Annotated in this window: 26 protein-coding genes; 13 read left to right on the forward strand and 13 right to left on the reverse strand. The window is 43.0% G+C overall.

The window, feature by feature from the left end:
• The 4 genes from rng (at position 1) to tldD (ending at position 7,785) form a co-directional block, all read left to right on the forward strand.
• On the forward strand, positions 1-1,470 hold the full coding sequence (gene rng, locus VRUMOI_RS02740; protein ID WP_089137961.1) for a ribonuclease G: 1,470 nt from the start codon (positions 1-3) through the stop codon (positions 1,468-1,470).
• An 11-nt stretch (positions 1,471-1,481) separates the two neighbouring features.
• Positions 1,482-5,426: a YhdP family protein gene (locus tag VRUMOI_RS02745; protein WP_089137960.1), complete on the forward strand. Its 3,945-nt coding sequence runs from the start codon at positions 1,482-1,484 to the stop codon at positions 5,424-5,426.
• Between the two features lie 78 nt (positions 5,427-5,504).
• Positions 5,505-6,329, forward strand: coding sequence for a carbon-nitrogen hydrolase family protein (locus VRUMOI_RS02750; protein ID WP_089137959.1), 825 nt, complete (start codon positions 5,505-5,507; stop codon positions 6,327-6,329).
• A gap of 7 nt (positions 6,330-6,336) precedes the next feature.
• A complete protein-coding gene (tldD, locus tag VRUMOI_RS02755; protein WP_089137958.1) occupies positions 6,337-7,785 on the forward strand; it encodes a metalloprotease TldD in 1,449 nt (482 codons plus the stop codon).
• Between the two features lie 192 nt (positions 7,786-7,977).
• Here the strand turns inward: tldD and yjgA are convergent, their stop codons facing one another.
• Entirely contained in the window at positions 7,978-8,499 is a 522-nt protein-coding gene (gene yjgA / locus VRUMOI_RS02760; RefSeq protein ID WP_089137957.1) for a ribosome biogenesis factor YjgA, read from the reverse strand.
• A 123-nt stretch (positions 8,500-8,622) separates the two neighbouring features.
• Between yjgA and pmbA the strand changes: the two genes are divergently transcribed.
• Positions 8,623-9,966, forward strand: coding sequence for a metalloprotease PmbA (gene pmbA, locus VRUMOI_RS02765; RefSeq protein ID WP_089137956.1), 1,344 nt, complete (start codon positions 8,623-8,625; stop codon positions 9,964-9,966).
• A gap of 281 nt (positions 9,967-10,247) precedes the next feature.
• Here the strand turns inward: pmbA and mgtE are convergent, their stop codons facing one another.
• From mgtE to VRUMOI_RS02830, 12 genes are all read right to left on the reverse strand, one after another.
• Entirely contained in the window at positions 10,248-11,618 is a 1,371-nt protein-coding gene (mgtE, locus tag VRUMOI_RS02770; protein ID WP_089137955.1) for a magnesium transporter, read from the reverse strand.
• Positions 11,619-11,778: 160 nt separating this feature from the next.
• Entirely contained in the window at positions 11,779-12,102 is a 324-nt protein-coding gene (locus tag VRUMOI_RS02775; RefSeq protein ID WP_089137954.1) for an HPr family phosphocarrier protein, read from the reverse strand.
• Positions 12,099-12,983 (reverse strand): RNase adapter RapZ, encoded by an 885-nt coding sequence (gene rapZ, locus VRUMOI_RS02780; RefSeq protein ID WP_394607894.1) that lies wholly within the window; start codon positions 12,981-12,983, stop codon positions 12,099-12,101. The genes VRUMOI_RS02775 and rapZ overlap by 4 nt, the downstream gene beginning before the upstream one ends.
• Complete coding sequence (gene ptsN, locus VRUMOI_RS02785; RefSeq protein ID WP_089137953.1) at positions 12,980-13,429, reverse strand: PTS IIA-like nitrogen regulatory protein PtsN; 450 nt, start codon at positions 13,427-13,429, stop codon at positions 12,980-12,982. The genes rapZ and ptsN overlap by 4 nt, the downstream gene beginning before the upstream one ends.
• A 2-nt stretch (positions 13,430-13,431) precedes the next feature.
• A complete protein-coding gene (gene hpf, locus VRUMOI_RS02790) occupies positions 13,432-13,719 on the reverse strand; it encodes a ribosome hibernation promoting factor (RefSeq protein ID WP_089137952.1) in 288 nt (95 codons plus the stop codon).
• A 27-nt stretch (positions 13,720-13,746) separates the two neighbouring features.
• Positions 13,747-15,231 carry an RNA polymerase factor sigma-54 gene (locus VRUMOI_RS02795; RefSeq protein WP_089137951.1) on the reverse strand — a complete coding sequence of 495 codons (1,485 nt, stop codon included), beginning with the start codon at positions 15,229-15,231 and terminating at the stop codon, positions 13,747-13,749.
• A gap of 265 nt (positions 15,232-15,496) precedes the next feature.
• Positions 15,497-16,222: an LPS export ABC transporter ATP-binding protein gene (gene lptB, locus VRUMOI_RS02805; RefSeq protein WP_089137950.1), complete on the reverse strand. Its 726-nt coding sequence runs from the start codon at positions 16,220-16,222 to the stop codon at positions 15,497-15,499.
• A gap of 2 nt (positions 16,223-16,224) precedes the next feature.
• Positions 16,225-16,734: a lipopolysaccharide transport periplasmic protein LptA gene (gene lptA / locus VRUMOI_RS02810; protein ID WP_089137949.1), complete on the reverse strand. Its 510-nt coding sequence runs from the start codon at positions 16,732-16,734 to the stop codon at positions 16,225-16,227.
• Positions 16,715-17,278, reverse strand: coding sequence for an LPS export ABC transporter periplasmic protein LptC (gene lptC / locus VRUMOI_RS02815; protein WP_089137972.1), 564 nt, complete (start codon positions 17,276-17,278; stop codon positions 16,715-16,717). Before lptC ends, lptA begins: the two co-directional genes overlap by 20 nt.
• Positions 17,278-17,835, reverse strand: coding sequence for a 3-deoxy-manno-octulosonate-8-phosphatase KdsC (kdsC, locus tag VRUMOI_RS02820; RefSeq protein ID WP_089137948.1), 558 nt, complete (start codon positions 17,833-17,835; stop codon positions 17,278-17,280). Before kdsC ends, lptC begins: the two co-directional genes overlap by 1 nt.
• Positions 17,836-18,807 (reverse strand): arabinose-5-phosphate isomerase KdsD, encoded by a 972-nt coding sequence (gene kdsD / locus VRUMOI_RS02825; RefSeq protein ID WP_089137947.1) that lies wholly within the window; start codon positions 18,805-18,807, stop codon positions 17,836-17,838.
• A gap of 118 nt (positions 18,808-18,925) precedes the next feature.
• The gene (locus VRUMOI_RS02830) at positions 18,926-19,891 is read right to left on the reverse strand and encodes a calcium/sodium antiporter (RefSeq protein ID WP_089137946.1); all 966 of its coding nucleotides are present in this window, start codon (positions 19,889-19,891) and stop codon (positions 18,926-18,928) included.
• Between the two features lie 295 nt (positions 19,892-20,186).
• On the opposite strand from VRUMOI_RS02830, the gene mlaF reads away from it, so the two are divergent.
• The 8 genes from mlaF to VRUMOI_RS02870 all read left to right on the forward strand — a co-directional run bounded on the left by mlaF (position 20,187) and on the right by VRUMOI_RS02870 (position 25,764).
• The gene (gene mlaF / locus VRUMOI_RS02835) at positions 20,187-20,987 is read left to right on the forward strand and encodes a phospholipid ABC transporter ATP-binding protein MlaF (RefSeq protein WP_394607891.1); all 801 of its coding nucleotides are present in this window, start codon (positions 20,187-20,189) and stop codon (positions 20,985-20,987) included.
• Positions 20,980-21,789, forward strand: a complete 810-nt coding sequence (mlaE, locus tag VRUMOI_RS02840; RefSeq protein WP_089137945.1) for a lipid asymmetry maintenance ABC transporter permease subunit MlaE — start codon at positions 20,980-20,982, stop codon at positions 21,787-21,789. Before mlaF ends, mlaE begins: the two co-directional genes overlap by 8 nt.
• A gap of 26 nt (positions 21,790-21,815) precedes the next feature.
• Positions 21,816-22,322 carry an outer membrane lipid asymmetry maintenance protein MlaD gene (gene mlaD, locus VRUMOI_RS02845; RefSeq protein ID WP_089137944.1) on the forward strand — a complete coding sequence of 169 codons (507 nt, stop codon included), beginning with the start codon at positions 21,816-21,818 and terminating at the stop codon, positions 22,320-22,322.
• Between the two features lie 19 nt (positions 22,323-22,341).
• Positions 22,342-22,983 carry a phospholipid-binding protein MlaC gene (mlaC, locus tag VRUMOI_RS02850; RefSeq protein WP_162598385.1) on the forward strand — a complete coding sequence of 214 codons (642 nt, stop codon included), beginning with the start codon at positions 22,342-22,344 and terminating at the stop codon, positions 22,981-22,983.
• On the forward strand, positions 22,983-23,300 hold the full coding sequence (locus tag VRUMOI_RS02855; protein WP_089137942.1) for an STAS domain-containing protein: 318 nt from the start codon (positions 22,983-22,985) through the stop codon (positions 23,298-23,300). Before mlaC ends, VRUMOI_RS02855 begins: the two co-directional genes overlap by 1 nt.
• 15 nt (positions 23,301-23,315) lie before the next feature.
• Complete coding sequence (gene ibaG / locus VRUMOI_RS02860; RefSeq protein WP_089137941.1) at positions 23,316-23,570, forward strand: BolA family iron metabolism protein IbaG; 255 nt, start codon at positions 23,316-23,318, stop codon at positions 23,568-23,570.
• 78 nt (positions 23,571-23,648) lie between these two features.
• Positions 23,649-24,905 carry a UDP-N-acetylglucosamine 1-carboxyvinyltransferase gene (gene murA, locus VRUMOI_RS02865; protein ID WP_089137940.1) on the forward strand — a complete coding sequence of 419 codons (1,257 nt, stop codon included), beginning with the start codon at positions 23,649-23,651 and terminating at the stop codon, positions 24,903-24,905.
• Between the two features lie 133 nt (positions 24,906-25,038).
• Positions 25,039-25,764 (forward strand): 1-acylglycerol-3-phosphate O-acyltransferase, encoded by a 726-nt coding sequence (locus VRUMOI_RS02870; protein ID WP_089137939.1) that lies wholly within the window; start codon positions 25,039-25,041, stop codon positions 25,762-25,764.
• The last annotated feature ends 70 nt before the right edge of the window (positions 25,765-25,834 follow it).

The raw sequence follows: 25,834 nt of genomic DNA on the forward strand, positions 1-25,834 counted from the left end.
ATGAGTGCAGAATTACAGATTAACGTTACCCCTAGCGAAACCCGAGTCGCTATGATTGAAGCTGGGTTGCTGCAAGAAGTTCATATCGAGCGTGAATCCCGCCGTGGGATTGTTGGCAATATTTATAAAGGTAAAGTCAGTCGAGTATTGCCTGGTATGCAGGCCGCTTTTGTGGACATCGGATTAGATAAAGCGGCTTTTTTACATGCCTCAGATATTGTTCCCCACACCGAATGTGTCGCAGAAAATGAGAAGAAGCAATTTCAGGTTAGAGATATCGCAGAACTGGTTCGCCAAGGGCAAGATCTTGTCGTACAAGTCGTCAAAGATCCTTTAGGGACTAAAGGGGCTCGTTTAACCACCGATATCACTCTTCCATCACGCTATCTAGTCTTTATGCCTGGTGCTGCGCATGTTGGTGTATCACAACGAATTGATGATGAAGCAGAACGTGATCGTCTGAAAAAAACGGTAGTGCCTTATTGTGATGAACATGGTGGTTTTATTATTCGTACCGCCGCGGAAGGGGCTGATAGCGACGAATTGTCTCAAGATGCGGCGTTTTTAAAGCGCTTATGGAATAAGATTAATGAGCGACGCAGTAAATATAAAACCAAGTCGATGCTGTATGGTGAGATTGGTTTAGCTCAGCGTATTTTGCGCGATTTTGTCGGAACAGAAATTAGCCGAATTCAGGTCGATTCACGCATTGCTTTCGATACTTTACTTGAGTTTACCGCTGAATTTGTCCCGAACTTAACCGACAAATTAGAGCTGTATCATGGCGATAAGCCGATTTTCGATATGTATGACACCGAAAATGAAGTTCAACGCTCATTAGATCGAAAAGTTGAACTGAAATCGGGGGGATATTTGATCATCGACCAAACTGAAGCCATGACCACGGTTGATATTAATACCGGGGCTTTTGTCGGTCGACGCAACTTAGAAGAAACTATTTTTAATACCAATATTGAAGCGACTCAAGCGATAGCGCGTCAACTTCGCCTGCGTAATCTTGGTGGCATTATCATCATCGATTTTATTGATATGTTAGAAGATGAGCACCGTCGTCGAGTCATTCAATCACTTGAGCTGGCATTATCAAAAGATCGGGTAAAAACCAATATCAATGGCTTTACTCAGCTTGGTCTGGTTGAAATGACACGTAAGCGTACTCGTGAAAGTATTGAACATGTTTTATGTTCAGGATGTCCGACTTGTAAAGGTCGTGGCTCGGTGAAAACCGTTGAAACGGTATGTTATGAAATTTTACGTGAAGTAACCCGAGTAAATCGAGCTTACGATGCGGATAAATTTGTTGTCTATGCGGCCGTTGCGGTGGCTGATGCCTTACAAGGTGAAGAGTCTCATGCCTTAGCGGAACTCGAAGTGTTTATTGGTAAAGAAGTCAAAATTCAAGCTGAGCCTTTGTATATTCAAGAGCAGTTTGATGTCGTGATGATGTAGCGGAGAGAAGTGTGACCTTGCCCAAGCGCCTATGGCGAATCTTATTATGGACAATATTAACGATAGCGGTTGTATGGGCTGTTAGCGTCACGTTGCTGCGTCTTTTTCTTCCTAGCCTTGATAGCTATCGTGATGAAATAGAATCTCAAATATTGAAATCAACCGGTGTTGAAGTTCGATTTGATTCTATTCGTGGTTATTGGGGTAATATTACTCCAGCGCTAGCATTAAAACACGTTCAGGTTTTTTTACCGGGTGAAACTATTCCCATTGTGAGTGTTGATCAAGCGGATGCTGAAATCGATCTTATCTCTTCGTTTATTCATTTAAAACCTAAGTTAGCCGACGTCAAAATTGAAGGTTTACGAGCGGATCTCAGCCGCTGGCCTTTAATGCCAAATAAAAAGGATGCAACCGCGCCTAAATCGGATGTCTCTGATGAACCACTAAAAAATGTCCAAAATTTATTTTTACGCCAATTAGGTGAATTCTCTTTAGCCGATTCGAGTATTCAATATCTTTCGCTTAATGGGGAAATTCGGTTACTCGAAATAGATCGTTTACGCTGGGAAAACAACGTCAATCAGCATAGTGCAGAAGGGGTTGTGAGTATTGCGGGTGCTAATATAAATAAAGTTTCGGTGATCGCTAACTTTTCTGAGAACGGGGATTTACGAGAGATTGATGGGCAATTCTTTGTCTCAGCACAAAATATTCGTATTACGCCTTGGATGCCTAAATATATTAAAGAGTCGACCACCATTGACTCTGGACAAGTGAGTCTAAATTCATGGTTTACGCTTAAGCAAGGCCAACCTACAGATGCTACGGTCGAGTTAATGCCTTCTCACTTAGTTTGGGGGGGGAAGGATAACCAGCATCAACTTGATATTGACTATGGTGTGGTGAATTTAAAGCCCCATGCTGAAGGTTGGAAGGTTTACGGATCAAATCTCTTAATAAAGACGAATGATGGTAAGTGGCCTGAATTTCAATTTTCTCTTGATTGGCAGCCTGAGCATCAAGCTTTTAATCTTTCACGGTTAGATATCCAAAATCTGACGCCATTAGTTGGGATATTGAGTAATCAAAAGGACTCAATGAAATGGATAGATCATATACAGCCATCAGGAACGATTGAAGATATTCGAGTTAATATTCCTAAGCAGAGCGAAAAGCTGACTTATTCCGCGACCTTAAATCAGGTGGCGATTAAGCAATGGGATTTATTGCCTGGAATTAATAAGCTGTCAGCTACTGTAACCGGTGATACTAATAACGCATCCATTAAGGCAACATTAAAAGATGATGTCGTGCCTTATGGTGAGGTATTCCAAGCTCCGCTCAATATAGATCAAGGTAAAGTGAACTTAGTTTGGCAGAACTATCAAACTGGTTGGAAACTTTGGGCAGATAAAGTTCAAGTGTCCACACCAGATCTGTCTGCTATTGGTGAATTTCAGCTTGATTTTCCACAAGACCAATCGCCATTTCTATCTTTGTATGTTGAAGCCGATGCTAAAAAGGCTGGTGAAACATGGCGCTATTTACCCACTTTAGCGTTGGGACGTGATCTAACCGATTATCTTTCCAGTGCGATTCAAGCGGGGAGCGCTAAAACAGCTCAGATCTTATGGTACGGTCCTGTCAGTGATTTCCCTTATACCAATCATAAGGGGATTTTTCAGGCTAAAGTGCCGCTAGAAAATGGGCGTTTTAGCTTTGATACCACGTGGCCTGCAATCACCGGTTTGCAGCTCGATCTTCTGTTTGAAAATCAAAGCATGTATTTGCATTCTAATTCTGCAACCTTGATGGATGTGCATGCGAGCCGAATTGATGGTGTGATTCCTAATCTTGCACCAGATGGTCACATAGAAATTCATGCTAAAGCGCAAGCCGAAGGTGAATCGGTACGTGACTACATGATGTCAACGCCATTAGTGGATTCTGTGGGAGCGGCATTGACGGCTGTTCAAGTATCCGGCCCAGTTAGCGCCGAACTGAATTTGTCTATTCCATTCGATGGAGGGGATCCTGATGTCAGTGGTTTTGCATTACTAAAAGATAACCCTATTGCGGTACAAACCCCCGCGATTAAGCTTGAGCAAGCAAGCGGAAAGATTGATTTTAAAAATGATGTTGTGACCGGTTCAGGGTTAAAAGCCAATTTATTTGAACAGCCTATTGCGTTAGATTTTAATAGCCATACTCAAGGTCAAGGATATGCGGTTAATATCGATGTAGTCGGTGATGCCGATATCACTAAGTTAAAGAAACAAACTGATTCTTCTTGGTTACAACCATTATCAGGTAATGCACCTTGGACGCTTGGAGTAGACTTGCAGCTTAATGATGTTGGTTTCACCTACCAAATTGATGGTAACTCAGATTTGGAATTTTTAACCAGTCAATATCCTGCACCATTAGGGAAAGGGTTAGGGATTAAGGGGAAAGGGCGTTTACAAGCGGCGGGTAATCAAGAAACGGTGAATGCTCGTATCACGCTACCAACCGCTAAATATCAAGCTGATATTGATATTCGTCATGAAACACCGGTATTGACGGCGACGAATCTTATCGTTGGTCGAGGTGACTTTAAGGTGAGCCCAATTGGTGGGCACTATTTCTCGATCAATACCAATAAGTTCAATGCTGATGATTGGTTTGATTTCATTATGGATGGTGAACACTCACTTAATATGAAGCCTGCGGATGTGGATCCTAGTGTTGTTAAGACGATGCCTAATAAAGGTAATCTTGATTCGACGAGTGAAAAAGAGCTCACCAACAGTACCGCTAGTATCAATATGCCGGCGATTCCGATGCCTGAGATTATAAATATTCATACCAAAACCTTAGTGTTGGGTGGTTTAGATTGGCATCAAGTCAAACTCAGTGGGATCCATAAACCACAAGATTGGCAGCTTAATTTATCGAGTAGTGAGATTGTCGGTAGTGGGAACTTCCGCAATAAGAAAGATTTAAGCCTGAATCTTAAAAGTGTGCATATCTTTATTCCTGAATGGGATGAAAAACAAGATGATGGGGCTCAGCTTATTTCTGATAAAGCGAAAGATGAACCATTAATTACTGAGTTTGATCGTCAGTTCCATCAATACATGCCGAATCTATCGTTGAAGATTGATGATCTATGGCTACAAGGTTATAAAGTCGGTACTGTCGATATGCAACTTGTACACGATAAAGATAAGTTAGTTTGGAAGAACTTAGACTTTAAAACCGGTTCAAATCACCTACAAGCAAAAGGTTGGTGGGAGTTATCTGGCGAGAAAAGCCATTCTAATTTTGATTTTAGCTTAACCGGTAAGAATAACTCAGAGGTGATGGCTCGCTTTGGGATTAACTCAGGTATTCAAAAAGCGTCATTTGATCTTTCGATTACATCGAACTGGGATGGTGCTCCATGGTCAGTGAAAACCAATACGCTTAATGGTCACTTGAAAACAGAATTTAAAGATGGCGTGATCACTGATGTTAACGGCGCGGCACGTTTGTTAGGTTTATTTAGTTTAGATTCCATTGTTCGTAAGATGAAACTCGACTTTACGGGTGTGTTTGATGACGGTATGACGTTTGATTCCATCAAAGGCAGTGGTGATATTAAGCGTGGGATTTTTGTCACGAATGATCTTGAGATGGATGGTTCAGCAGGAGATCTATCCTTAAAAGGGCAAGCGGATCTTAATACGCGTTTAGTGGATGCGGAAGTGACGTTTATCCCTGACTTAACCTCAAGTGTGCCTTTGGTTGCCGCTTTTGCCGTTGCGCCTCAAACCGCGGTGGCGATTTTTGCTATCACCAAAGTACTGTCACCTGTTGTTGATGTATTTACCAAGGTTCAATATTCGGTGAAAGGCCCATTGGATGCACCGGAAGTGAAAGAGATTTCTCGTAGTCGAGGTGAATACCAATTGGATAAGTCGGCCAAATAAATCAAGCTGGCTTAGCATTGCACTTGAAACTGAGCCGCGTATTTTAAAGTTGTCGTCGCTTTCACAAGGAGTGTGAATATGTCAAAAGTTGCACTAATTCAAATGACTTCGGGGCCTGAACCTCAAGGGAATTTGGCGTTTGTTGAAAAACAACTACAAGCGATGCAGGGCCAGAAAGTTGATTGGGTTGTGTTGCCAGAAAATGCGATTATTCTAGGGCAGCGAGAAGATTACCATCAATATGCCGAAGCGCTCGCTAATGGGCCTCTTCAATCGGCTTTAGCGAAATTGGCCTGTGATTATGGCGTTTGGCTTGTGGTCGGCTCTTTTCCTATCCGAGTTGGGGATGACGTCAAAACGACGTGTTTGGTGTTTTCTTCAGCAGGAGAGCTGCAAGCCGATTACGATAAGCTGCACATGTTTGATGTGGATGTGGATGATGGTCATCAGTGCTATCGTGAGTCGGAAACCTTTCTAGCGGGTGAGCGAGTCGTGGTTACGCAAACGCCCTTTGCCAATCTTGGGCTTTCTATTTGCTATGATTTGCGCTTTCCTGAATTATTCCAACAATTACGTGCACAAGGTGCGGATGTCATCGTGGTGCCTGCCGCCTTTACTTATGTCACCGGTCAAGCGCATTGGGAGCCTTTGTTACGCGCGCGCGCGATTGAAACCCAATGTTGGATCGTCGCTGTCGGACAAACTGGAATTCATTCTTGTGGTCGCCAAACCTGGGGGCATTCTATGGTGATTAACCCATGGGGCAAGATAGTTGAATGTTTACCCGAGACAGCAAGCTATATAACCGTTACCATTGATAGCAAGATTAACCAAGACATTCGACAACGCATGCCTGTGATGCAACATGCTCGATTTGTCCGTCAATTAAAACCCAAACAATAGAGTACCTATGACACTTACTAAGGTAGAAAGCGAATTATTAGCGCCGTCGGGATTAACCGATAGCGATATTCAAAAAACATTAGCGAGCATTGCCACTCGCCATATTGATTATGCGGATATTTACTTTCAGTCTAGCTGGCATGAGTCATTAGTCTTAGAAGACAGCATCATTAAAGATGGCTCGTTTAACATTGACCGTGGCGTCGGTATTCGAGCGATAGCTGGTGAGAAAACGGGCTTTGCTTATTCTGATCAAATCGACATTAATGGCTTACAACAAAGTGCCATTGCAGCGCGTGGTATTGCTCAGCAAGGACAACATGCGCAAGTAAAAGCCTTTACTCGCAGCGTGACACCGCAAACTTATCAAGCAGTGAATCCTCTTGAAAGTCTAGATAAGCAACAGAAAATCGAATTATTAAAGCAAATTGATGCCTACATTCGTAGTAAAGAACCTCTAATTCAAGAAGTGTCTGTCAGCATTAGCGGTGTTTATGAACAAATTCTCGTTGCCGCTACCGATGGCACTTATGCTGGCGATGTTCGCCCATTAGTTCGTTTATCCATTTCGGTATTAGCGCAGCGTGGCGATCGTCGTGAACGTGGTAGCGCCGGTGGCGGTGGTCGCTATGGCTATCAAGCTTTCATGCAAACAATGGAAGATGGTAAAACCCAAGCGATTCACTTTGCCGATGAAGCGATTCGTCAAGCCTTAGTGAACCTTGAAGCCGATGAAGCTCCGGCTGGAACTATGCCGGTGGTATTGGGCTCTGGTTGGCCTGGTGTTTTGTTGCATGAAGCGGTGGGCCATGGCTTAGAAGGGGACTTTAACCGTAAAGAATCCTCGGTGTTCTCTGGCAAATTAGGCCAAAAAGTAACGTCTGACTTATGTACCATTGTTGATGATGGCACCTTAAAAGACTTACGCGGCTCATTGAATATCGATGATGAAGGCGTCGAAGGCCAATACAATACTCTGATTGAAAACGGCGTATTAAAAGGCTACATGCAAGATAAGCATAACGCGAGTTTGATGGGGGTTGCACCAACTGGAAACGGTCGTCGTGAATCTTATGCTCATTTGCCAATGCCGCGCATGACCAACACTTATATGTTGCCAGGAGAACATACTCCAGAAGAAATCATTTCAACCATCAAGAAAGGCCTATATGCGCCTAACTTTGGTGGCGGTCAGGTTGATATTACTTCAGGGAAATTTGTGTTCTCTGCATCAGAAGCGTATTTAATTGAAGACGGTAAAATTACTCGTCCAGTCAAAGGTGCCACTTTGGTCGGCTCAGGTATTGAAGCGATGCAACAAGTCTCAATGGTGGGTAATGACCTATCGATTGATAAAGGCGTTGGTGTGTGTGGCAAAGCTGGTCAAAGCGTACCGGTAGGTGTTGGTCAACCTAGTTTGAAACTGGATTCAATTACGGTTGGTGGGACGCAATAAGATACGAGATACGGGGACGCTACGCTAGGGAGCCGAAGAGCTGTTTCGAGTAACGTGTTACGTGTCGCGAGAAAAGATTGAAAGCTTGAATTAAGCACTTGGAATAAAAATAAACCGGGACTGAGCATGCTTTTGCTTTTTCCCGGTTCTCGAAGCGAAGCGTACTCGGCTCTCGCAACTTTCTTTTATCTTTTAAAGCTCTTTCAATGCTTTCAATAATTGAAAGATCTCTCTCGACGCTTTAGGTGGCTTATTGCTGCCTTTTTCTTTTTGAGCTTGGCGAGCTAATTGGCGTAAACGCTGACGATCGGCGTTAGGGTATTCTGCCATCACATCTTCAATAGCCGGATCGATATCCGTCACAATACGATCACGCAATTCTTCTAATTTATGTAATTCAGCTGTAGCTTGCGAGTGCTTATTACGTAATCTATCCAGCTCAGCTTGAATGGGTTCAGGATCGATCTGACGCATTAATTTACCAATGTATTGTAATTGGCGGCGCTTTGCTTCATTGCGAAAACGTTGAGCATTGGCAATCGCTTCGCGTAAATCATCATTTAATGGGAATTTGTCTAAAGATGAAGGCTTTAATCCCACTAATTCTTCACCCAACTTTTGTAGGGCTTCCATGTCTTCTTTCATCTCGGTTTTGCTTACCCAGATGATTTCCTCTTCTTCTTCCCAAGGTGCTTTTTGGTTTTTACGAGCCATAGTCTCTACTTATTCTTAATATGAGAATGATATTGGTCTATTTTAGCAAGAATTATGGGGAGAAAGCGAAATTCTTGTTATCCTAGAGGTAATAATAGTGAAATAAATGAGATAAGAGTGGATATGGACGCAAAACAACAAATCGCACAGCAAAAAATCGAATTGGAAACTGCCGTCGCAAAAGCGTTGGAGACCGCGAAAGTCAGCGCAGATGCGGTCGAAGTTGCGATCACGAAAACCACTGGTATCAGCGTGACTACCCATGCTTGTGAAGTCGAGAACGTCGAATTCAATAGCGATGGTGCTTTAGGGATTACCGTTTACCGTGGTCAATGTAAAGGCAGTGCTTCAACCTCAGATTTGAGCGATCTTGCGATTCAAAAGGCGGTTGCTGCCGCTCTCGATATTGCTAAGTTTACCTCTCCCGATCCTTATGCAGGCCCAGCCCCTAAAGAATTAATGGTGAAAGAGATCCCTGATTTGGATCTGTTTCACCCAGATGAACCCGATCCCGATTATGCTTCTGAAATGGCGATTCGTGCCGAGCAAGCGGCGTTAGAGTACAGTGATAAGATCAAACAGAGTGATGGTGCGAGTTACGATAGCCATTACGGCATTAAAGTGTATGGCAACAGCCATGGTTTACTCGTGAGCAATGCCTCTAGTCGTCATAGCTTGAGCTGTAGCGTGATTGGTGCTGGCAAAACGGGTGAAATGGAACGTGATTACAGTTATACCATCGCTCGCCATAAAGATGATTTATGGACTCCAGAAAGTGTTGGTTTACAGGCTGCCAAAAAAACCATCGACCGATTGGACGCTCGCCAAGTTAAAACCGGTAAATACCCTGTTTTATTCCAAGCGGATGTTGCAACAGGCTTGTTAGGACACTTAGTGATGGCGATCAGTGGTGGCAATCTTTACCGTAAGTCATCCTTCTTACTTGATCGTTTAGATACGCAGATTTTACCGAGTTGGTTTAATGTTGCAGAAAGGCCACACGTTCTACGAGGCTTAGCATCTGGTGCGTTTGATAGTGAAGGGGTTTATACCAAAGATGCCCAAATCATCAATGATGGTGTGTTATCAACATATCTATTAACCAGCTACGCAGCCCGAAAAATGGGTATGACGCCAACAGGACATGCTGGTGGGATTCATAACTGGTTTGTGCAATCAACGGGTCAAGATTTCGGTCAACTTGTCAAAGATATGGGCACAGGTCTTATCGTGACGGAATTGATGGGACAAGGCGTTAATATGGTAACCGGTGACTACTCACGTGGTGCAGCAGGTTTCTGGGTGGAAAACGGTGTGATTCAGTATCCAGTGTCTGAAATTACCATTGCGGGTAATTTAAAAGATATGTTTAACCAAATCTCTGCGGTTGGTTGCGATGTTGAAACTCGTTCACAAATTCAAACTGGATCGATCTTGATTGAATCAATGAAGATTGCAGGGGAGTAGATAAGCGATCCTCGAGTGGTCGTTTCTCGTGGCTAGGAAAAGATCAAAGAGCGGTTCCTAGTTACGAGTTCCTAGTTTCAGGGGAAAAACCGTCATCCTGAAAAGCGACGCAGGAGCGCAGTTCAGGATCTCCAACTACGATAGGAGATTCCAAACAGTTCGTTCCTCACTTTTGGAATGACGGTGTTAAGTTAACTACTCTCGAGAATCGAGCAGCGCCCAAGTCACGAGTTCCGAAAACGCTCTTTCTAGGAACTAGGGGCCAGGGCCTAGTAACCTTTTTAAATCATATTCAATTTAATCATCAAGGTCGCAAGACCTAGGAAAGCCGATAGTCCCACCATATCAGTGACGGTGGTTAATGCCATACCGCCCGCTAGTGCAGGATCTATATTCATCTTCTTGAGTAAGATTGGGATGCTTACACCGGCAACACCCGCTGCCAGTAAGTTGGCTAGCATAGCGACCGCCATGATCATGCCAAGTACCACACTGCCTTTCCATAACACCACAATACCGCCAATAATACAGGCCCACAATAAGCCATTTAAAAAGCCAATCGCTGCTTCTTTCAATAATAGTGAACGTTGGTTGGTATTACCGATGTGGCCTAACGCTAAACCACGGATAACTAAGGCAACGGTTTGATTGCCGGCTACTCCACCCATTGAAGGTACGATTGTCATCAATACGGCAACGGAGGCCATTTGTGCTAAAGTGCCTTCAAACATATTGGAAACGGACGCCGCAGCAAGTGCTGCGAGTACGTTAGCGCCCAACCAAATACTACGACGGCGCACTGATTTCACTACGGGAGCAAAGGTATCCTCGTCATCGTCCAAACCCGCCATACTCATCATTGAGTGTTCGGCGTCTTCACGGATAACATCAACCACATCATCGATAGTAATACGACCGACCAGTTGGCCATTTTGGTTAACAACAGGCGCAGACACCCAATTACGACGTTCAAACAAACTGGCTACATCGGTTGCGCTTGTATCGACAGTGATGGTTTCATCGGCATCTTCGATTAAGTCAGCAATTGGGGTGTCTGTTTGAGAAGTAATTAAAGCGGTCAGTGATAAATGTCCGATGAGCTTATTGTCACTATCAATGACATATAAAGCATCGGTCGCTTCTGGTAATTCACCTTTCATGCGTAGATAACGCAAGACCACATCTACGTCGACATCACTACGAATCGTGATGACGTCGGTGTTCATCAAACCACCGGCACTATCCTCTGAATACGATAGGGCGGTTTCGACGCGTTCTCGATCGGCGGAATCCATTTGGTCGAGGACTTCACGTGACACATCGTCGGGTAAGCTACGTAAGACATAGGCCACATCATCGGTGTCCATGCCTTCAGTGGCTTCTGCCAGTTTTTCTGGCGCCATTTTCGATACGATGCTGTCTTTGATATCTTCGGAAAGTTCATCGAGGATTTCACCGTAGTCTTCAGGATCGGTAAGTTGCCACAGTACATCACGGCTTTTATGCGGAGAGGCTTCTAAAAGGTGAGCAATATCCTCAGGTTCCATGTCCTGTAATTGGCGACGAACATGGACAAAGCGACCATCATCAATAGCTTCTGTTACTTCTTGGAGGGTTTGATGGGTGAGTTCAAACTCTTGTGGTTCAGCCATGACTCGCCTCCTAAATACAACCTGAATAACATCTATAATATTGAGGTGTGAATATTAGCTTAATTTAAGCATAAATGTCATAGCTTATAGTGCTCTAACGAGGGTATTTTTATATTGAGTAAACAAGAATAGGGAAGGATAAAGACGGATTGAATAATGATTATTCTTCTTCATCAAATTTTTGTTCAATTAATGCACAGATGGCAGAAAGTGCTTGCTCTGCTTGGCTACCTTCGGCTGTGATATCAATATATTGACCTTGGGCTGAATCTAGTAACAATAGCCCCATCACGCTATCTGCTGTCACTTCTCGCTCATCTGCACTGATGGTAATGATGGCGTCGAAGCTTTGGGCCAGTTCAACCAACTTAATTGCCGCTCGTGCATGTAAGCCTAATCGGTTTTGAATTAACACCGTTTGCTGGCATTTAGTGTGTTGAGGGCTAGGGGATTGAGAGTTGGTTGGCTGACACTCTTTGTTCATACGTGATGCTTCTCTAGGCTAGTGTGACGAATTTGAACTTGGTGTCCAAGTGTTTTGAAGTGTTCGCCAAGTTGTTGAGTAATATAGACAGAACGGTGCTTGCCACCCGTACAACCAATCGCAACGGTAAGGTAGCTTCGATTATTTTTCTCTAACAGTGGAAGCCATTTATTGATAAAGCCTTCAATACTCGCTTGTAATTCGAGGACATCAGGTTCTGCGCTAAGAAAATCAATAATCGGTTGATCAAGCCCTGTTAGCGGTCTTAACTCTGGAACCCAATGTGGATTGGGCAAAAAGCGAACATCAAAGACATAATCGGCATCGTTCGGTAATCCGTATTTAAATCCAAATGATTCAAATACCATGACTAATTCTTTTGACTCTCTTCCTTGAACACGAATACGCACGGTTTCACTTAATTCATGTAAAGAGAGATTGGTACTGTCGAGCACTAAGTCGGCTTCTTCTTTTAAGTTCAGCAGTAGGTCTTTTTCTAATTGAATGGCTTGCTCAAGAGACAGTTTATCTTTATGCATAGAAAGAGGGTGCAGGCGGCGAGTCTCACTATAACGCTTGAGCAACGTTGATTGATCCGCATCTAAAAACAACACATTCACGTCATACAATTGCTTTAAGTTTTGCAACGTAGTCGATACTTCGGTTGGATCTTGAGGAAGATTGCGAATATCAATACTGACGGCGACGTTTTGTTTACTGCTACGAACGGAAGCGACAAAGTCATCTAATAAATTGACTGGAAGGTTGTCAACACAGTAATAACCTAGATCTTCGAGTACTCGTAGGGCTACACTTTTACCTGCTCCGGACTGGCCACTGACAATGGTGACATGCAATTGTTTAGACTCTGTTGTGTTCATGCATTACCAACCATGATGTCGTATAACTCTTGATCGGTTTGAGCATGACGCAGTCTTTTTAATGTGAACTTGTCATTGAGTTTTTCAGCCATCAGCGACAAGGTCGTTAAGTGCGTTTTACATTGCTCATCTGGCACGAGCAAAGCAAAAAGAATATCAACTGGACGGCTGTCAATCGCATCAAAATCGACGGGTTGTTCACATTGTAGTAATACCGCAATCGCTTGGTCGCTATCTAGCATGCGGCCATGTGGAATCGCGATACCATTTCCGATACCTGTAGTACCGACTTTTTCTCGGGATAACATGCATTCAAATAATCGATTTGAATCAAGGCCACTATGTTGCGCTGCGATTTCACTGATGATTTCGAGTGCACGTTTTTTGCTAGTGCACTGAACTGCCGTTTTGGTGCAGTCCAGTGACAATACTTCATTTAATTGCATAGTTAATGACTACTTAGTTTTTCTTTGTGTTTGCTGAGTTGACGAGACAGTTTATCGACTAAATCGTCAATTGAAGCATACATATTCTCACTTTGTGAGGATGCATGGATTTCGCCTTGGTTAACGTGAAGGGTAGCCTCGGCGATTTGCTCTAATTTTTCAACCCGTAATACAACGTGAGTGTTATTTATATGGTCAAAGAAGCGTTCTAGCTTTTGGAATTTGGTATTTACATATTCATTTAACGCATCGGTCAAGTCGACATGGTGTCCCGTAATATTCATTTGCATAAACTTTCCTCTTTGATTTACTACTTTTTACAGTAGACGTTTACGTTGACTAGAAGGGGCAATGCCGAGTGATTCACGATATTTCGCAATCGTTCGTCTTGCCACTTGTATTCCTTGTTCAACTAAAAGGGCTGCAATTTTACTATCACTTAACGGTTTCTTACTGTCTTCTGCGGCGACTAATTTTTTGATTAAAGCTCGAATCGCAGTGGATGAACATTCACCCCCCGTTTCCGTGCTGACATGGCTTGAGAAGAAGTATTTAAGTTCAAAAATTCCTTTTGGTGTATGCATGTATTTTTGTGTGGTAACACGAGAAATCGTTGACTCATGCATGTCCACATCTAGTGCGATGTCATTGAGCACCATTGGCTTCATTGCCTCCTCACCATATTCAAAGAAATCTTGCTGATGTTCAACTATACAGCGAGCAACTTTGAGCAGGGTCTCGTTTCGGCTTTCTAAACTTTTAATTAACCACTTAGCTTCTTGAACATGAGTACGTATATATTGGCTATCAGTACTGTTTCCTTTACCTAGAGCCGCATATTGTTGGTTTACTTTTAAGCGTGGCACACTGTCTGGGTTTATGGAAACAGTCCACTTACCTTTATCTTTAAATACCGATACATCGGGTACTACGTATTCAATATCGTCACCGCCGACGTGATTTCCTGGCCTTGGATCGAGTTGCTGAATTAACGATAAAATTTGTTTGAGTTCATCTTCTTTGAGTTTAGCTTCTTTACACAAAAGTTTGTAATCACGGTTACCAAGGTAATCAATATAATTGTGTAACACCATTTTAGCTTCATTAAGCCAAGGGGTGTCTGCCGGAAATATAGCTAATTGAAGGAGTAAACATTCTTGTAGATTACGAGAAGCGACACCCAGAGGATCAAACTGCTGTATACGCTTTAACACCGCTTCGATTTCATCTAACTCAATCTCATCGTTTCCAAGACTTTGTTGGATATCCTCTAAGCTTTCGGTGACATAGCCATATTCATCAAGGCTATCGAGAATGGCCAGCGCAATCGTACGGTCTATATCGCTAAAGGGGGTCAGCTCTAATTGCCACTCCAGATAGTCTTGCAGCGTTTGAGTGGTCTCGCCTTGATAAACAGGCAGTTCATCATCATTACTGATCCCGGTGCTGCCGGTATTGGCGCTATAAACATCTTCCCAGCTCGCATCAATGCTCAGCTCGTCACTGATCGTTGATTGCTCTATATGCTCGGTACTATCGGAAAGCTCGCGTTCACTTTCTTGAATGCCAGCCATGTCTTGCTGTGCGTTTTCTTGAGACTCAGCGTTATCGCTGTTTTTATCAAGCTCACCACTAGATTCACCGAAGTCTTCATCTATCTCAAGTAAAGGGTTGGAATCGAGTGCTTCTTGGATCTCTTGCTGTAAATCGAGTGTCGACAGTTGCAGCAAACGAATGGCTTGCTGTAACTGAGGTGTCATGGAGAGGTGTTGACCAAACTTAAGTTGTAATGATGACTTCATGCAATACTCTATGCCTTTTGTTCTGGAATATCCCTATTCATGGTGTCTTGAATGATGCTTATACCCATCGTACTTGAAGCTGCTGCTTTGTTGACTACGCTCATTCTCCCCAATCACATAGACGAGCTATGCTCATGGGGTTCATTCACTTGTCGCCTCACTGCAACACCAATTACTTTGGGTATAGTATCTCAGTCGATAGTGTGGCGACGTCGATAGTGGCGATTCCTTCGCTCACATCATCCAAGTTGGCGCTAAAGAGCTGTTATAAGCGGAATTGTTCACCTAAATATACTTTCTTCACTTGCTCGTTATTCAATACTTCTTCCGGAGTACCGTTAGCGATCAAATGGCCTTGGCTCACAATATAGGCGTGCTCACATACATCTAATGTTTCACGTACGTTATGGTCGGTGATCAATACACCTAAGCCACGATCACGTAAGTGTTCAATGATCTTTTTGATATCAATAACGGAAATCGGATCAACCCCTGCAAATGGTTCATCCAATAGAATAAATTTCGGGTTCGCGGCCAAAGCACGGGCGATCTCTACTCGTCGACGTTCGCCACCAGATAGTGCCATCCCAGCACTTTTTCGAATGTGCTGAATATGGAACTCATCGAGCAGTTCTTCTAAGCGATCGTGCTTGTCTTCTTTGGTGAGTTCATCGCGAGTCTGCAACACGGCCATGATGTTATCTTCGACAGACAACTTCCGGAAAATAGACGCTTCTTGGGGTAAGTAACCAATCCCCATGCGTGAGCGTTGGTGCATAGGTAAGATACTAATGTCTGTATCATCAATACTAATCGTACCTTCATCACGAGAGACTAAGCCTACGATCATGTAGAAAGACGTCGTTTTACCTGCGCCATTGGGGCCCAATAATCCGACAATTTGGCCGGATTTCACTTCTAGCCCCACATCGCTTACTACTTTTCGGCTGCCGTAAGTTTTGGCTAGTTTTTCTGCTTTAAGTGTTGCCATAGTTATTTCTTATCCAATTGCGCAGGTTGAATGACCGTCGATACTCGCTCACCATCACCACTGCTGGCATTTAAGCTCTGGCTAGAAATATGGTAAGTAATGACTTTGCCTTTGATTACGCTATCGTCTTGATGTAATTCTGCATTGGTAGTCATGATAAGTTTATCCCCAGCGACGTTATAGAATAAGCTATTCGCTTGTCCTTTCATCAACTTCCCTTCATCGGTTTTTTGCGAAAAGTGCGCAGGTTGACCATAACCTTGTAGTTCTGTTAATTCGCCGGTTTTGGCGTCACGAAAAACGATTAATTTATCAGCGGTTAACAGAATACTACCCTGAGTAAGTTTTACGTTACCGGTAAAGGTTACTTTGTTACTTTTCATATCCAAATCTTGGCTATCAGAGCTGATATGGATTGGCTGCTTCTGATCGGAAGTTAATGCCGATGCTGCAGGGGTGAATAAGTAAAACAATACACTAAGGCATAATGAACTAAGGCGTAAGATTTTCATATTTCCCTTGAACTTGGTTAAAGAGCGTGGCGAGATTGGATTCAAAGTTTCCTTTCATCGCGTTGCCGATATTTATAAATTGAGGACCAACCATAGTGACTTTTGTGTCGCTTGAAAAATCCTTGCTGTTGAGATCAATCTTCATTTCTTCTGTCGTTAACCGATCAAAGCTCGCCCCTTCGACGACATTACGAGCCATAACATTTTTTTGTAGTGTTAAAATATGATCTTTAGAAAGAACGGCGGTATCAGAAGTTACGACCCACTCTTCAGTGTTTCCTTCTCGGTAAACAATCAGTTTTGGTTGATGGAAAACAGTATGCCCATCTTGCGCAAAATGCTCTAAAGAGACGGCGTACATTTTGTAGTTGCGCAATCCTTCAATATCATAACTGGTATTGGTTAGGCGCTGTCCGGTAAACAATGGCGCTTCTAAACTTGGCGCCACTTGATCGACCTCATCAGCCGATTGCTCATAAAGATAGTAAGCCGACCAAGAGGCAATAAAAATGAGTATGGTATAAATGAGTTTGGATAAGCTCATCATATACTGAGTCCTTGGTAAGCTTCGAGTTCATCTCGTGCTTGTAAAATGAGATCACACACTTCACGCACTGCACCATGGCCGCCTTTGATATGAGTAACATAATTGGCTCGTTGTACTAACAGCGGATGGCCATCAGCGACCGACACTTTCAATCCAACTTTTTCCATGACTGGCCAGTCGATTAAGTCATCACCAATATAACCCACGTGTTCTGGTGATATGTCTAATTTTCTTAAAATATCATCATAAGCAACAAGTTTATTGTCTTGTCCTTGATAGATAAGTGTAATACCTAATGCTTTCATCCGGTTTTCGACAATTTGAGACTGTCGACCAGTAATAATGGCGATTTCGATGCCGGCTTGCATTAACGATTTTACACCATAGCCATCGCGAGTATGAAAGGTTTTGAGCTCTTCACCTTGATTACCCATATACACCAAGCCATCAGAAAACACGCCATCGACATCACAGATTAATAATTTGATGTTTTTAGCCACTTTCATGATAGACGTAGGGGCTTGTCCATATGGGGTTGGGGTCATTCGGCTCATTTACATTACTCCTGCCTTCAATAAGTCATGCATGTTCAATGCACCGACTAATTTACCATCTTGGCATAGCATTAAGCCATTGATACTTTTTTCTTGCATGATATTTAGACCTTCAACCGCCAATAAGTTTGGCGTGGCAACGGTTGGGTTTTGGGTCATGACTTGGCTGATTGGCGTGGTATGGACATCGATGCGCTGGTCTAATAATCGACGTAAATCACCATCAGTGAAAATACCCAGTAGTGTCATATCTTTATCGACTACCGCGGTCATGCCTAATCCTTTCTGTGATACTTCTAGTAGCGCGTCACGAATAAGGGCATCTTGATTGACGGTTGGCAGTGCATCACCTGAATGCATAATATCGGATAATTTTAGTAATAATTTACGTCCTAATGCCCCGCCTGGATGGGAGAGTGCAAAGTCTTCCGCAGTAAAGCCGCGTGCTTTCATTAAGGCCACAGCAAATGCATCGCCCATTACGAGAGTTGCGGTTGTGCTTGAGGTTGGGGCAAGATCCAAAGGACAAGCTTCTTCTGGTACGGTAATTTGCAAGTGAACATCGGCAAGTTTTGCCATATTAGATTCAGGCTTACCGGTCATGCTAATAATGCGAATATGGCGGCGCTTAAGCACAGGATAAAGCGCGAGAATTTCCGAGGATTCACCAGAGTTAGAAATCGCAAGTACGATATCACCAGATTCAATCATGCCTAAATCACCATGGCTTGCTTCACCTGGGTGCACGAAAAAAGCAGAAGTGCCTGTACTGGCTAATGTGGCGGCAATTTTTTTACCGATATGGCCTGATTTTCCCATCCCCATGACCACGACTTTACCTTGGTTGTTCAAAACCATATCGCAAGCGTTGTGGAAATCATCATTAAAATACTGCGCTAATTGTTGTAAGCCACGCATTTCAATTGATAAAACATCTTGGGCAACAGAGCGGTAATCAAAAGAAGTCGACATCAATCTTATTCCTAATCTGGATATTTGTATTTAGTATCGCAAGGGCAGTGTTTGGTTAACGATAAAGGGTTCAATAAAAAAGGCGACTGTGTGGCCGCCTATTTTAGATTGCTCACCTTTAGGCACTGATATTGTAAAACAGATAACCCTGATAAGCTAAAAAGCAAAGTAGTAAAATTCCGCCTTCGATTCGGTTAATGCTACGTGATTTACCTAATGCCATCACAACTAGCAGTAATGATACGCTTAACATTACCCAAAAGTCGCGGTTCATCGCATATTCGCTTAACACGGATGGGTTGATTAACCCTGGAATACCCATCACGGCGAGAATGTTGAATATATTTGAGCCAATAATATTACCAACCGCCATGTCGTCTTCACCTTTGAGGACGCCAGCCAGTGAGGCAGCAAGTTCTGGTAGGCTAGTACCAATTGCGATAATGGTTAATCCAATAACTAAATCACTCATGCCAAAATATTTCGCAATAATAACGGCATTATCAACTAATAAATCGGCGGCTATCGGCAGTAGGATCAAACCGACAACGACCCAAAATATGGCGACTTTGTTATCTACGCCATCGGGTATTTCGGATTCTTGCTGTTCAACCAATACATCTTTTTGGCCTTTTTCGCTTTGGCTAATTTTCAGCATGATTAAAATAAAACCCAAAAATAGCGCAATTAAGATTAACCCTTCAGTGAAGCCTAGGTAGTTGTCCCACATTAACGCACCAGCAATCAAGGTAACGACTAACATTAATGGTAATTCACGGCGTAGAATGGTGGAGCTGATTGATAGTGGTTTAATCATCGCGGTGATACCTAAAATCAAGGCAATGTTTGCAATGTTTGAGCCGAGTACATTACCAATTGCGGTATCAGTTTTTCCTTCTAGCGCAGCGGTTGCGGAAACCATCATTTCAGGTGCAGATGAACCCATAGCAAGAATCGTCATACCGATAACTAATGGGGAAATTCCCATGTTCTTTGCGACGGCTGCCGATCCATAAACCAACTTATCAGCACTCCACACTAATAGTGCGAGACCAACGACGAGTAGTACAACAGCAAGTAACATGATGATTCCTGTTTCACTTAAAGTAAGTTAATGGTTGAAGTCATTATTGCCTACATTAAGGGACAAAGCCCAGTAGCTCAATAGTTGAAGATATTTAGGGGCGCAATTTTGACGTTTCAAACACTAAAAAGAAAGAGCTTCGACATATTTATTAATGATTTAGCGCTATTTGCATGAAAGTACGGATAAATACCGCTGATTTTTAGATTATTTAACGCATTATTTTGAACTCGATCTTCAATAAGCTTATGATGCGGCAATGTATTGGTTTTGTTATTTATCATAAAGAGTGATTATGACTGCGGAGTTGGTATCTATAAAATCGTTAACTTTTCAACGTGATCAACGAGTTATTTTCGATGATGTGACGCTGTCGATCCCGAAAGGAAAGATCACCGCCATTATGGGGCCTTCCGGAATTGGTAAAACAACACTTTTGCGTTTAATTGGTGGACAAATTGCACCAACCAAAGGTGAAATATGGTTTGATGGCGATAATATTCCAACGTTAAATCGCCAACGCTTATACCAAGTACGCAAAAAAATGAGCATGTTGTTTCAATCGGGTGCATTGTTTACCGATATGAATGTATTCGATAACGTGGCGTTTCCGCTACGAGAGCATACCGAATTAACGGAACCTTTAATTGAAACGTTAGTGAAGCTTAAACTGGAAGCGGTAGGCTTAAGAGGGGCGGCCCTTTTGATGCCAAATGAGCTTTCTGGCGGTATGGCTCGTCGAGCTGCGTTGGCGAGAGCGATTGCGCTTGATCCTGAGTTGATTATGTACGATGAGCCTTTTGTCGGACAGGATCCGATTACTATGGGTGTGCTGGTGGAGTTGATTAAAAACCTTAATCACGCCTTAGGTGTCACATCGATTGTGGTGTCTCATGATGTGCCGGAAGTGATGAGTATTGCCGACCATGTTTATTTGCTCTCCAATGGAAAAGTGATTGCAAAAGGCTCTCCTGAGGAGTTGAGGGCAAGTACGGATGAGAGAGTTCAGCAATTTCTAACGGGTAAAGAAGATGGCCCAGTTCCGTTCCATTTTCCTGCTTACCCGATTGAGAAGGATATTTTGGGCCATGAATAAATCAGACCGAAATTCTCATTCTTTGTCAGAAAGAATCGCCAATATAGGTAAGCGTACCATCGCTTTAGCCGAATCTTGGGGACGAGCATCATTAATGTTGTGGGGAGCCCTTGTAGGCAAGCCGCAATTGAATAAAAATTTCCCACTGTTTATCAAGCAACTCTATGCCGTTGGCGTGCAATCTCTTGCGATTATCATTGTATCCGGCTTATTTATTGGCATGGTGTTAAGTTTGCAAGGTTATATCATTTTAGTGGATTACGGCGCGGAAGGCAGTTTGGGACAGATGGTGGCATTGTCATTGCTACGCGAATTAGGCCCTGTGGTCACCGCCTTATTATTTGCCGGGCGTGCAGGTTCGGCTTTAACCGCTGAAATTGGTTTAATGAAAGCGACTGAACAACTATCTAGCCTAGAAATGATGGCGATTGATCCACTACGTCGAGTGGTGGCGCCGCGCTTTTGGGCCGGAGTTGTTTCGATGCCGTTGCTTGCCATGATTTTTATGGCGGTCGGTATTTGGGGTGGGCAAATTGTTGGCGTGGAATGGAAAGGTATTGATGCCGGAAGTTATTGGTCAGCTATGAAAGCGTCAGTAAGCTTTGGGTATGATATTGGCAACAGCGTACTTAAAAGTGTGGTGTTTGCGGTGACCATTATCTGGATTGCTCTATTTAATGGTTATGATTGTATTCCGACATCAGAAGGGATCAGCCGAGCCACTACTCGTACCGTCGTACATTCATCTCTAGCGGTATTAGGGCTAGACTTTATTCTCACCGCATTGATGTTCGGTCATTGATTATGAATTTATATTGGAAGTAAATCATGCAAACAAATCGTCGTTTAGAATTAATGGTAGGTAGCTTCGTATTATTAGGCGTGATTGCTATTTTAGTGATGATGTTTAAAGTCGCGAATGTTACCAGTATAGGGCCAAGTGATAGTTATACCCTGAAAGCCTATTTTGATAACATTGGTAACCTTAAAGTGCGTTCGCCTGTGAAAGTCGGCGGAGTAGTGGTTGGTCAAGTGACTGATATTAGTTTAGATACTAAAAATTATGTTCCCGTTGTGAGCATGTCGATTGGACGTAAGTTTGGCGAGTACCCAGACACTTCGAGTGCCCAAGTCCTGACTTCAGGCTTAATCGGTGAGCAATATATCAGCCTCGTTCCTGGTTTTGTTATGGATGGCGTTAGCACGACACTGAAAGATGGGGATTTTATTGAAGACACCAAGTCAGCGTTAGTGCTAGAAGATTTGATTGGTCAGTTTTTATATAGCAGTAAAGAATCGAATAATACTCGTAATGATTCATCCGCTGCCCAGTAAGTACAAGGAGTTATCTATGTTGTGGTTGAAAAAAGTCGAATTATTGCTGACATGTATTGGTATGGTGTTTAGTGTGAATGCTGCGCAAGTGGATAATTCTAACCCATATCAAATGATGCATTCGGTGGCTGAACAAACCTTTAATCGCCTGAAAGACGAACAATCAAAAGTGAAAGCGAACCCTAATTATTTAAAAACCATCGTTGAACAAGAAATGATGCCGTATGTGAATTATCAATACGCCGCATTAAAATTGCTTGGGCCAAACTTACGTGGGGCGGATAAGCGACAAGTCGCAGACTTCATCGATGGATTCCGTGCCTATTTAATTACCTCTTACGCTCAGGTGTTAACACAATATAGTGATCAAGTGATTCAATTCGCGCCAGAAAAAGCGGTCGAAGATGATCGTCGAGTTCTTTCTATCCCTGTTGAAATTATTGATAATGGTCGTCCCAATATTAAACTTGAATTTACTTTGTTGAAAAACACCAAAACGGGTGAGTGGAAAGCGTACGATATGGTCGCGGAAGGGATCAGTTTACTTTCAAGCAAACAATCGGAATGGAACAGTAAAATTCGCCAAGATGGCATTCCGGCGGTGACCAAAGAGTTAGCGCAATTAGCGGCGAAAGACATTGTTTTTGAAGGTAAAAAATAGTGGCGATAACAGAATGGCATGAAGATAGTGAATGTCGAGCCTCTATCATTGGTCAATTGACTCGTGATACTGTACCGGCCTTATGGACTCAATTACAGCATTGGCAGCCGCAAATTCCACAATATGAAGTATGCTTAAAGCAAGTCGAACGGGTGGACTCCGCTGGTATGGCTATGTTGATTCATTTATTACAGCATGCAAAAAGTCAAAATTGTCATATAATGCTGTCTTTTATGCCTAGTCAGCTAAACACATTATTTAAACTTAGTAATATCGATGCGCTTTTTTCTGAGCATATTCAGGTTACTGAACGTTAGAATTTAGAGGGTTACGTGGACATTATCCAAGTAAAACAAATATTAGATGACGCTTTGTCATTACAGGAAATTCATGTGAAAGGTGAAGGCAGTCACTACGAAGTCGTGGCGGTTGATTCAGTTTTTGACGGTATGAGTCGTGTTAAAAAACAACAATTAATTTACGCGCCTCTGATGGAATATATTCAAAGAAATGATATTCATGCAGTCTCAATTAAAGCGTATACGCCTGAAGAGTGGGCGCGCGATAAAAAGCTGATGTCTCTATAGATTGTCCGGCTTTTGCTTACTTTTTTGTCTTATAAAAGAAGTAAAGAATAAAAATAAAGAAGCAAGGTTCTTATATTAATGGAAAAGTTTAAAGTACACGGCTCTGGCCCGCTACAAGGTGAAGTCACCATTTCTGGTGCTAAAAATGCAGCGCTACCTATTTTATTTGCTGCGATTTTATCGGAAGGTCCTGTTGAAGTAGCGAACGTCCCAGCTCTGCGTGATATTGATACCTCGATTGAACTCCTTAAGCGTTTAGGGGCAGAAGTTGAACGTAACGGTGAAGTGTTAAATGTGAATGCTGGTCCAATTCATGAATACTGTGCGCCATACGATTTAGTTAAAACCATGCGAGCATCTATTTGGGCACTGGGCCCATTAGTGGCTCGTTTTGGGCATGGTCAAGTTTCATTACCAGGAGGTTGTGCGATTGGTGCACGTCCGGTCGATTTGCATATTCATGGTTTAGAGCAACTTGGTGCAACCATCACGCTAGAAGATGGCTATGTTAAAGCAGAAGTTGATGGTCGTTTGAAAGGCGCTCATATCGTGATGGATAAAGTATCGGTTGGTGCAACCATCACCATCATGTCTGCAGCGACGTTAGCGGAAGGTACGACGGTATTAGAAAACGCAGCTCGTGAGCCTGAGATTGAAGATACCGCTGCATTTTTAAATGCTATCGGTGCAAAAATCACAGGAGCAGGAACGGGCACCATTACGATTGAAGGTGTTGAACGTCTTGCTGGTGGCAAGCACTCTGTTGTTGCTGACCGTATTGAAACCGGCACGTTCCTAGTTGCAGCGGCTGTGTCTGGCGGCAAAGTGGTTTGTCGTAAAACCAAGGCCTCTTTACTTGAAGCCGTGCTTGCTAAGCTTGAAGAAGCAGGGGCAAAAGTTGAGTCAGGTGAAGATTGGATTAGTCTTGATATGACCGGCCGTGAATTAAAAGCAGTCACCATTCGAACGGCGCCGCACCCTGGTTTCCCAACCGATATGCAAGCGCAATTCACTTTGCTAAATATGATGGCAAAAGGCAGTGGCGTAATTACCGAAACGATTTTTGAAAATCGTTTTATGCACGTGCCTGAATTAATGCGTATGGGCGCGAAAGCGGAAATTGAAGGTAATACCGTGATTTGCGGTGATACGAATGGTCTGACTGGCGCACAAGTGATGGCAACGGATCTTCGTGCTTCTGCAAGCCTTGTTATTGCAGGTTGTATTGCCAAAGGCGAAACTATCGTTGATCGTATTTATCATATTGATCGCGGCTATGATCGTATTGAAAACAAACTTAATGCGCTTGGTGCAAATATCGAGCGTTTTAAATAATAGCCTGAGAAAGTGAGTGCTTCATCGCGCTGACTTTTCTTGGCAATGGAAGCTGAGATCCTCGTGGTTTCGGCTTTTTTATTGTGTAGGGCGTTGGCATTTGCTTTGCGCTTTATGTGATTGGAGAAACTGGATGATTGCTATACTACGCATTATTGCTGTCGCGATATTTGCTATCTTCATGTTTATTTTTGGTTGTGGCTACTGCTTATTTAGCCCACGCAACCCTCGCCATGTGTTTACCTTTGGGCGCATGTTTGGGCGAATGTCTAAAGTATTTGGAATAAAACTTGAACTGAGAATCCCTGATGATGCTTACGAGCGTGGTCAGCATATTTATTTAGGTAACCATCAAAATAACTGGGATTTATTTACTATCTCGTCAGCGGTTACGCCGAATGTTGTGACGGTAGGTAAGAAAAGTTTAGTGTGGTTACCACTGTTTGGTCAGTTGTACTGGTTAACGGGTAATATTTTGATTGACCGTGCAAACCGTAGCAAAGCAATGGATACCATTAGCCAAGTAGCGGAACAAATTAAAAAGAGTAAAGTCTCGGTATGGATGTTCCCTGAGGGGACTCGCTCGCGTGGTCGAGGTTTGCTGCCATTTAAAACCGGCGCTTTCCATGCTGCGATTGCCGCTCAAGTGCCGATTGTTCCGATAGTTTGTAGCTCCACAGATAAACTAAAACTAAATCGCTGGAATAACGGTCATGTCATTGTTGAAATGCTCCCTCCGATCAGCGTTGAAGGTTGCAGTAAAGAAAACGTTCGTGAGTTGCTAAAAGAGTGTCGTAATCAAATGAAAACGAAACTTGAAGAGTTAGATGCAGAAGTTGCTCTGCGTAACGCCAAGTAATGACTCAGTGCGTGATTACGCTTAGACTGAAACTTAAAAGCCAATGAAGAATTTTCATTGGCTTTTATGT

This window comes from Vibrio rumoiensis, from assembly GCF_002218045.2.
Lineage (GTDB): Bacteria > Pseudomonadota > Gammaproteobacteria > Enterobacterales > Vibrionaceae > Vibrio > Vibrio rumoiensis.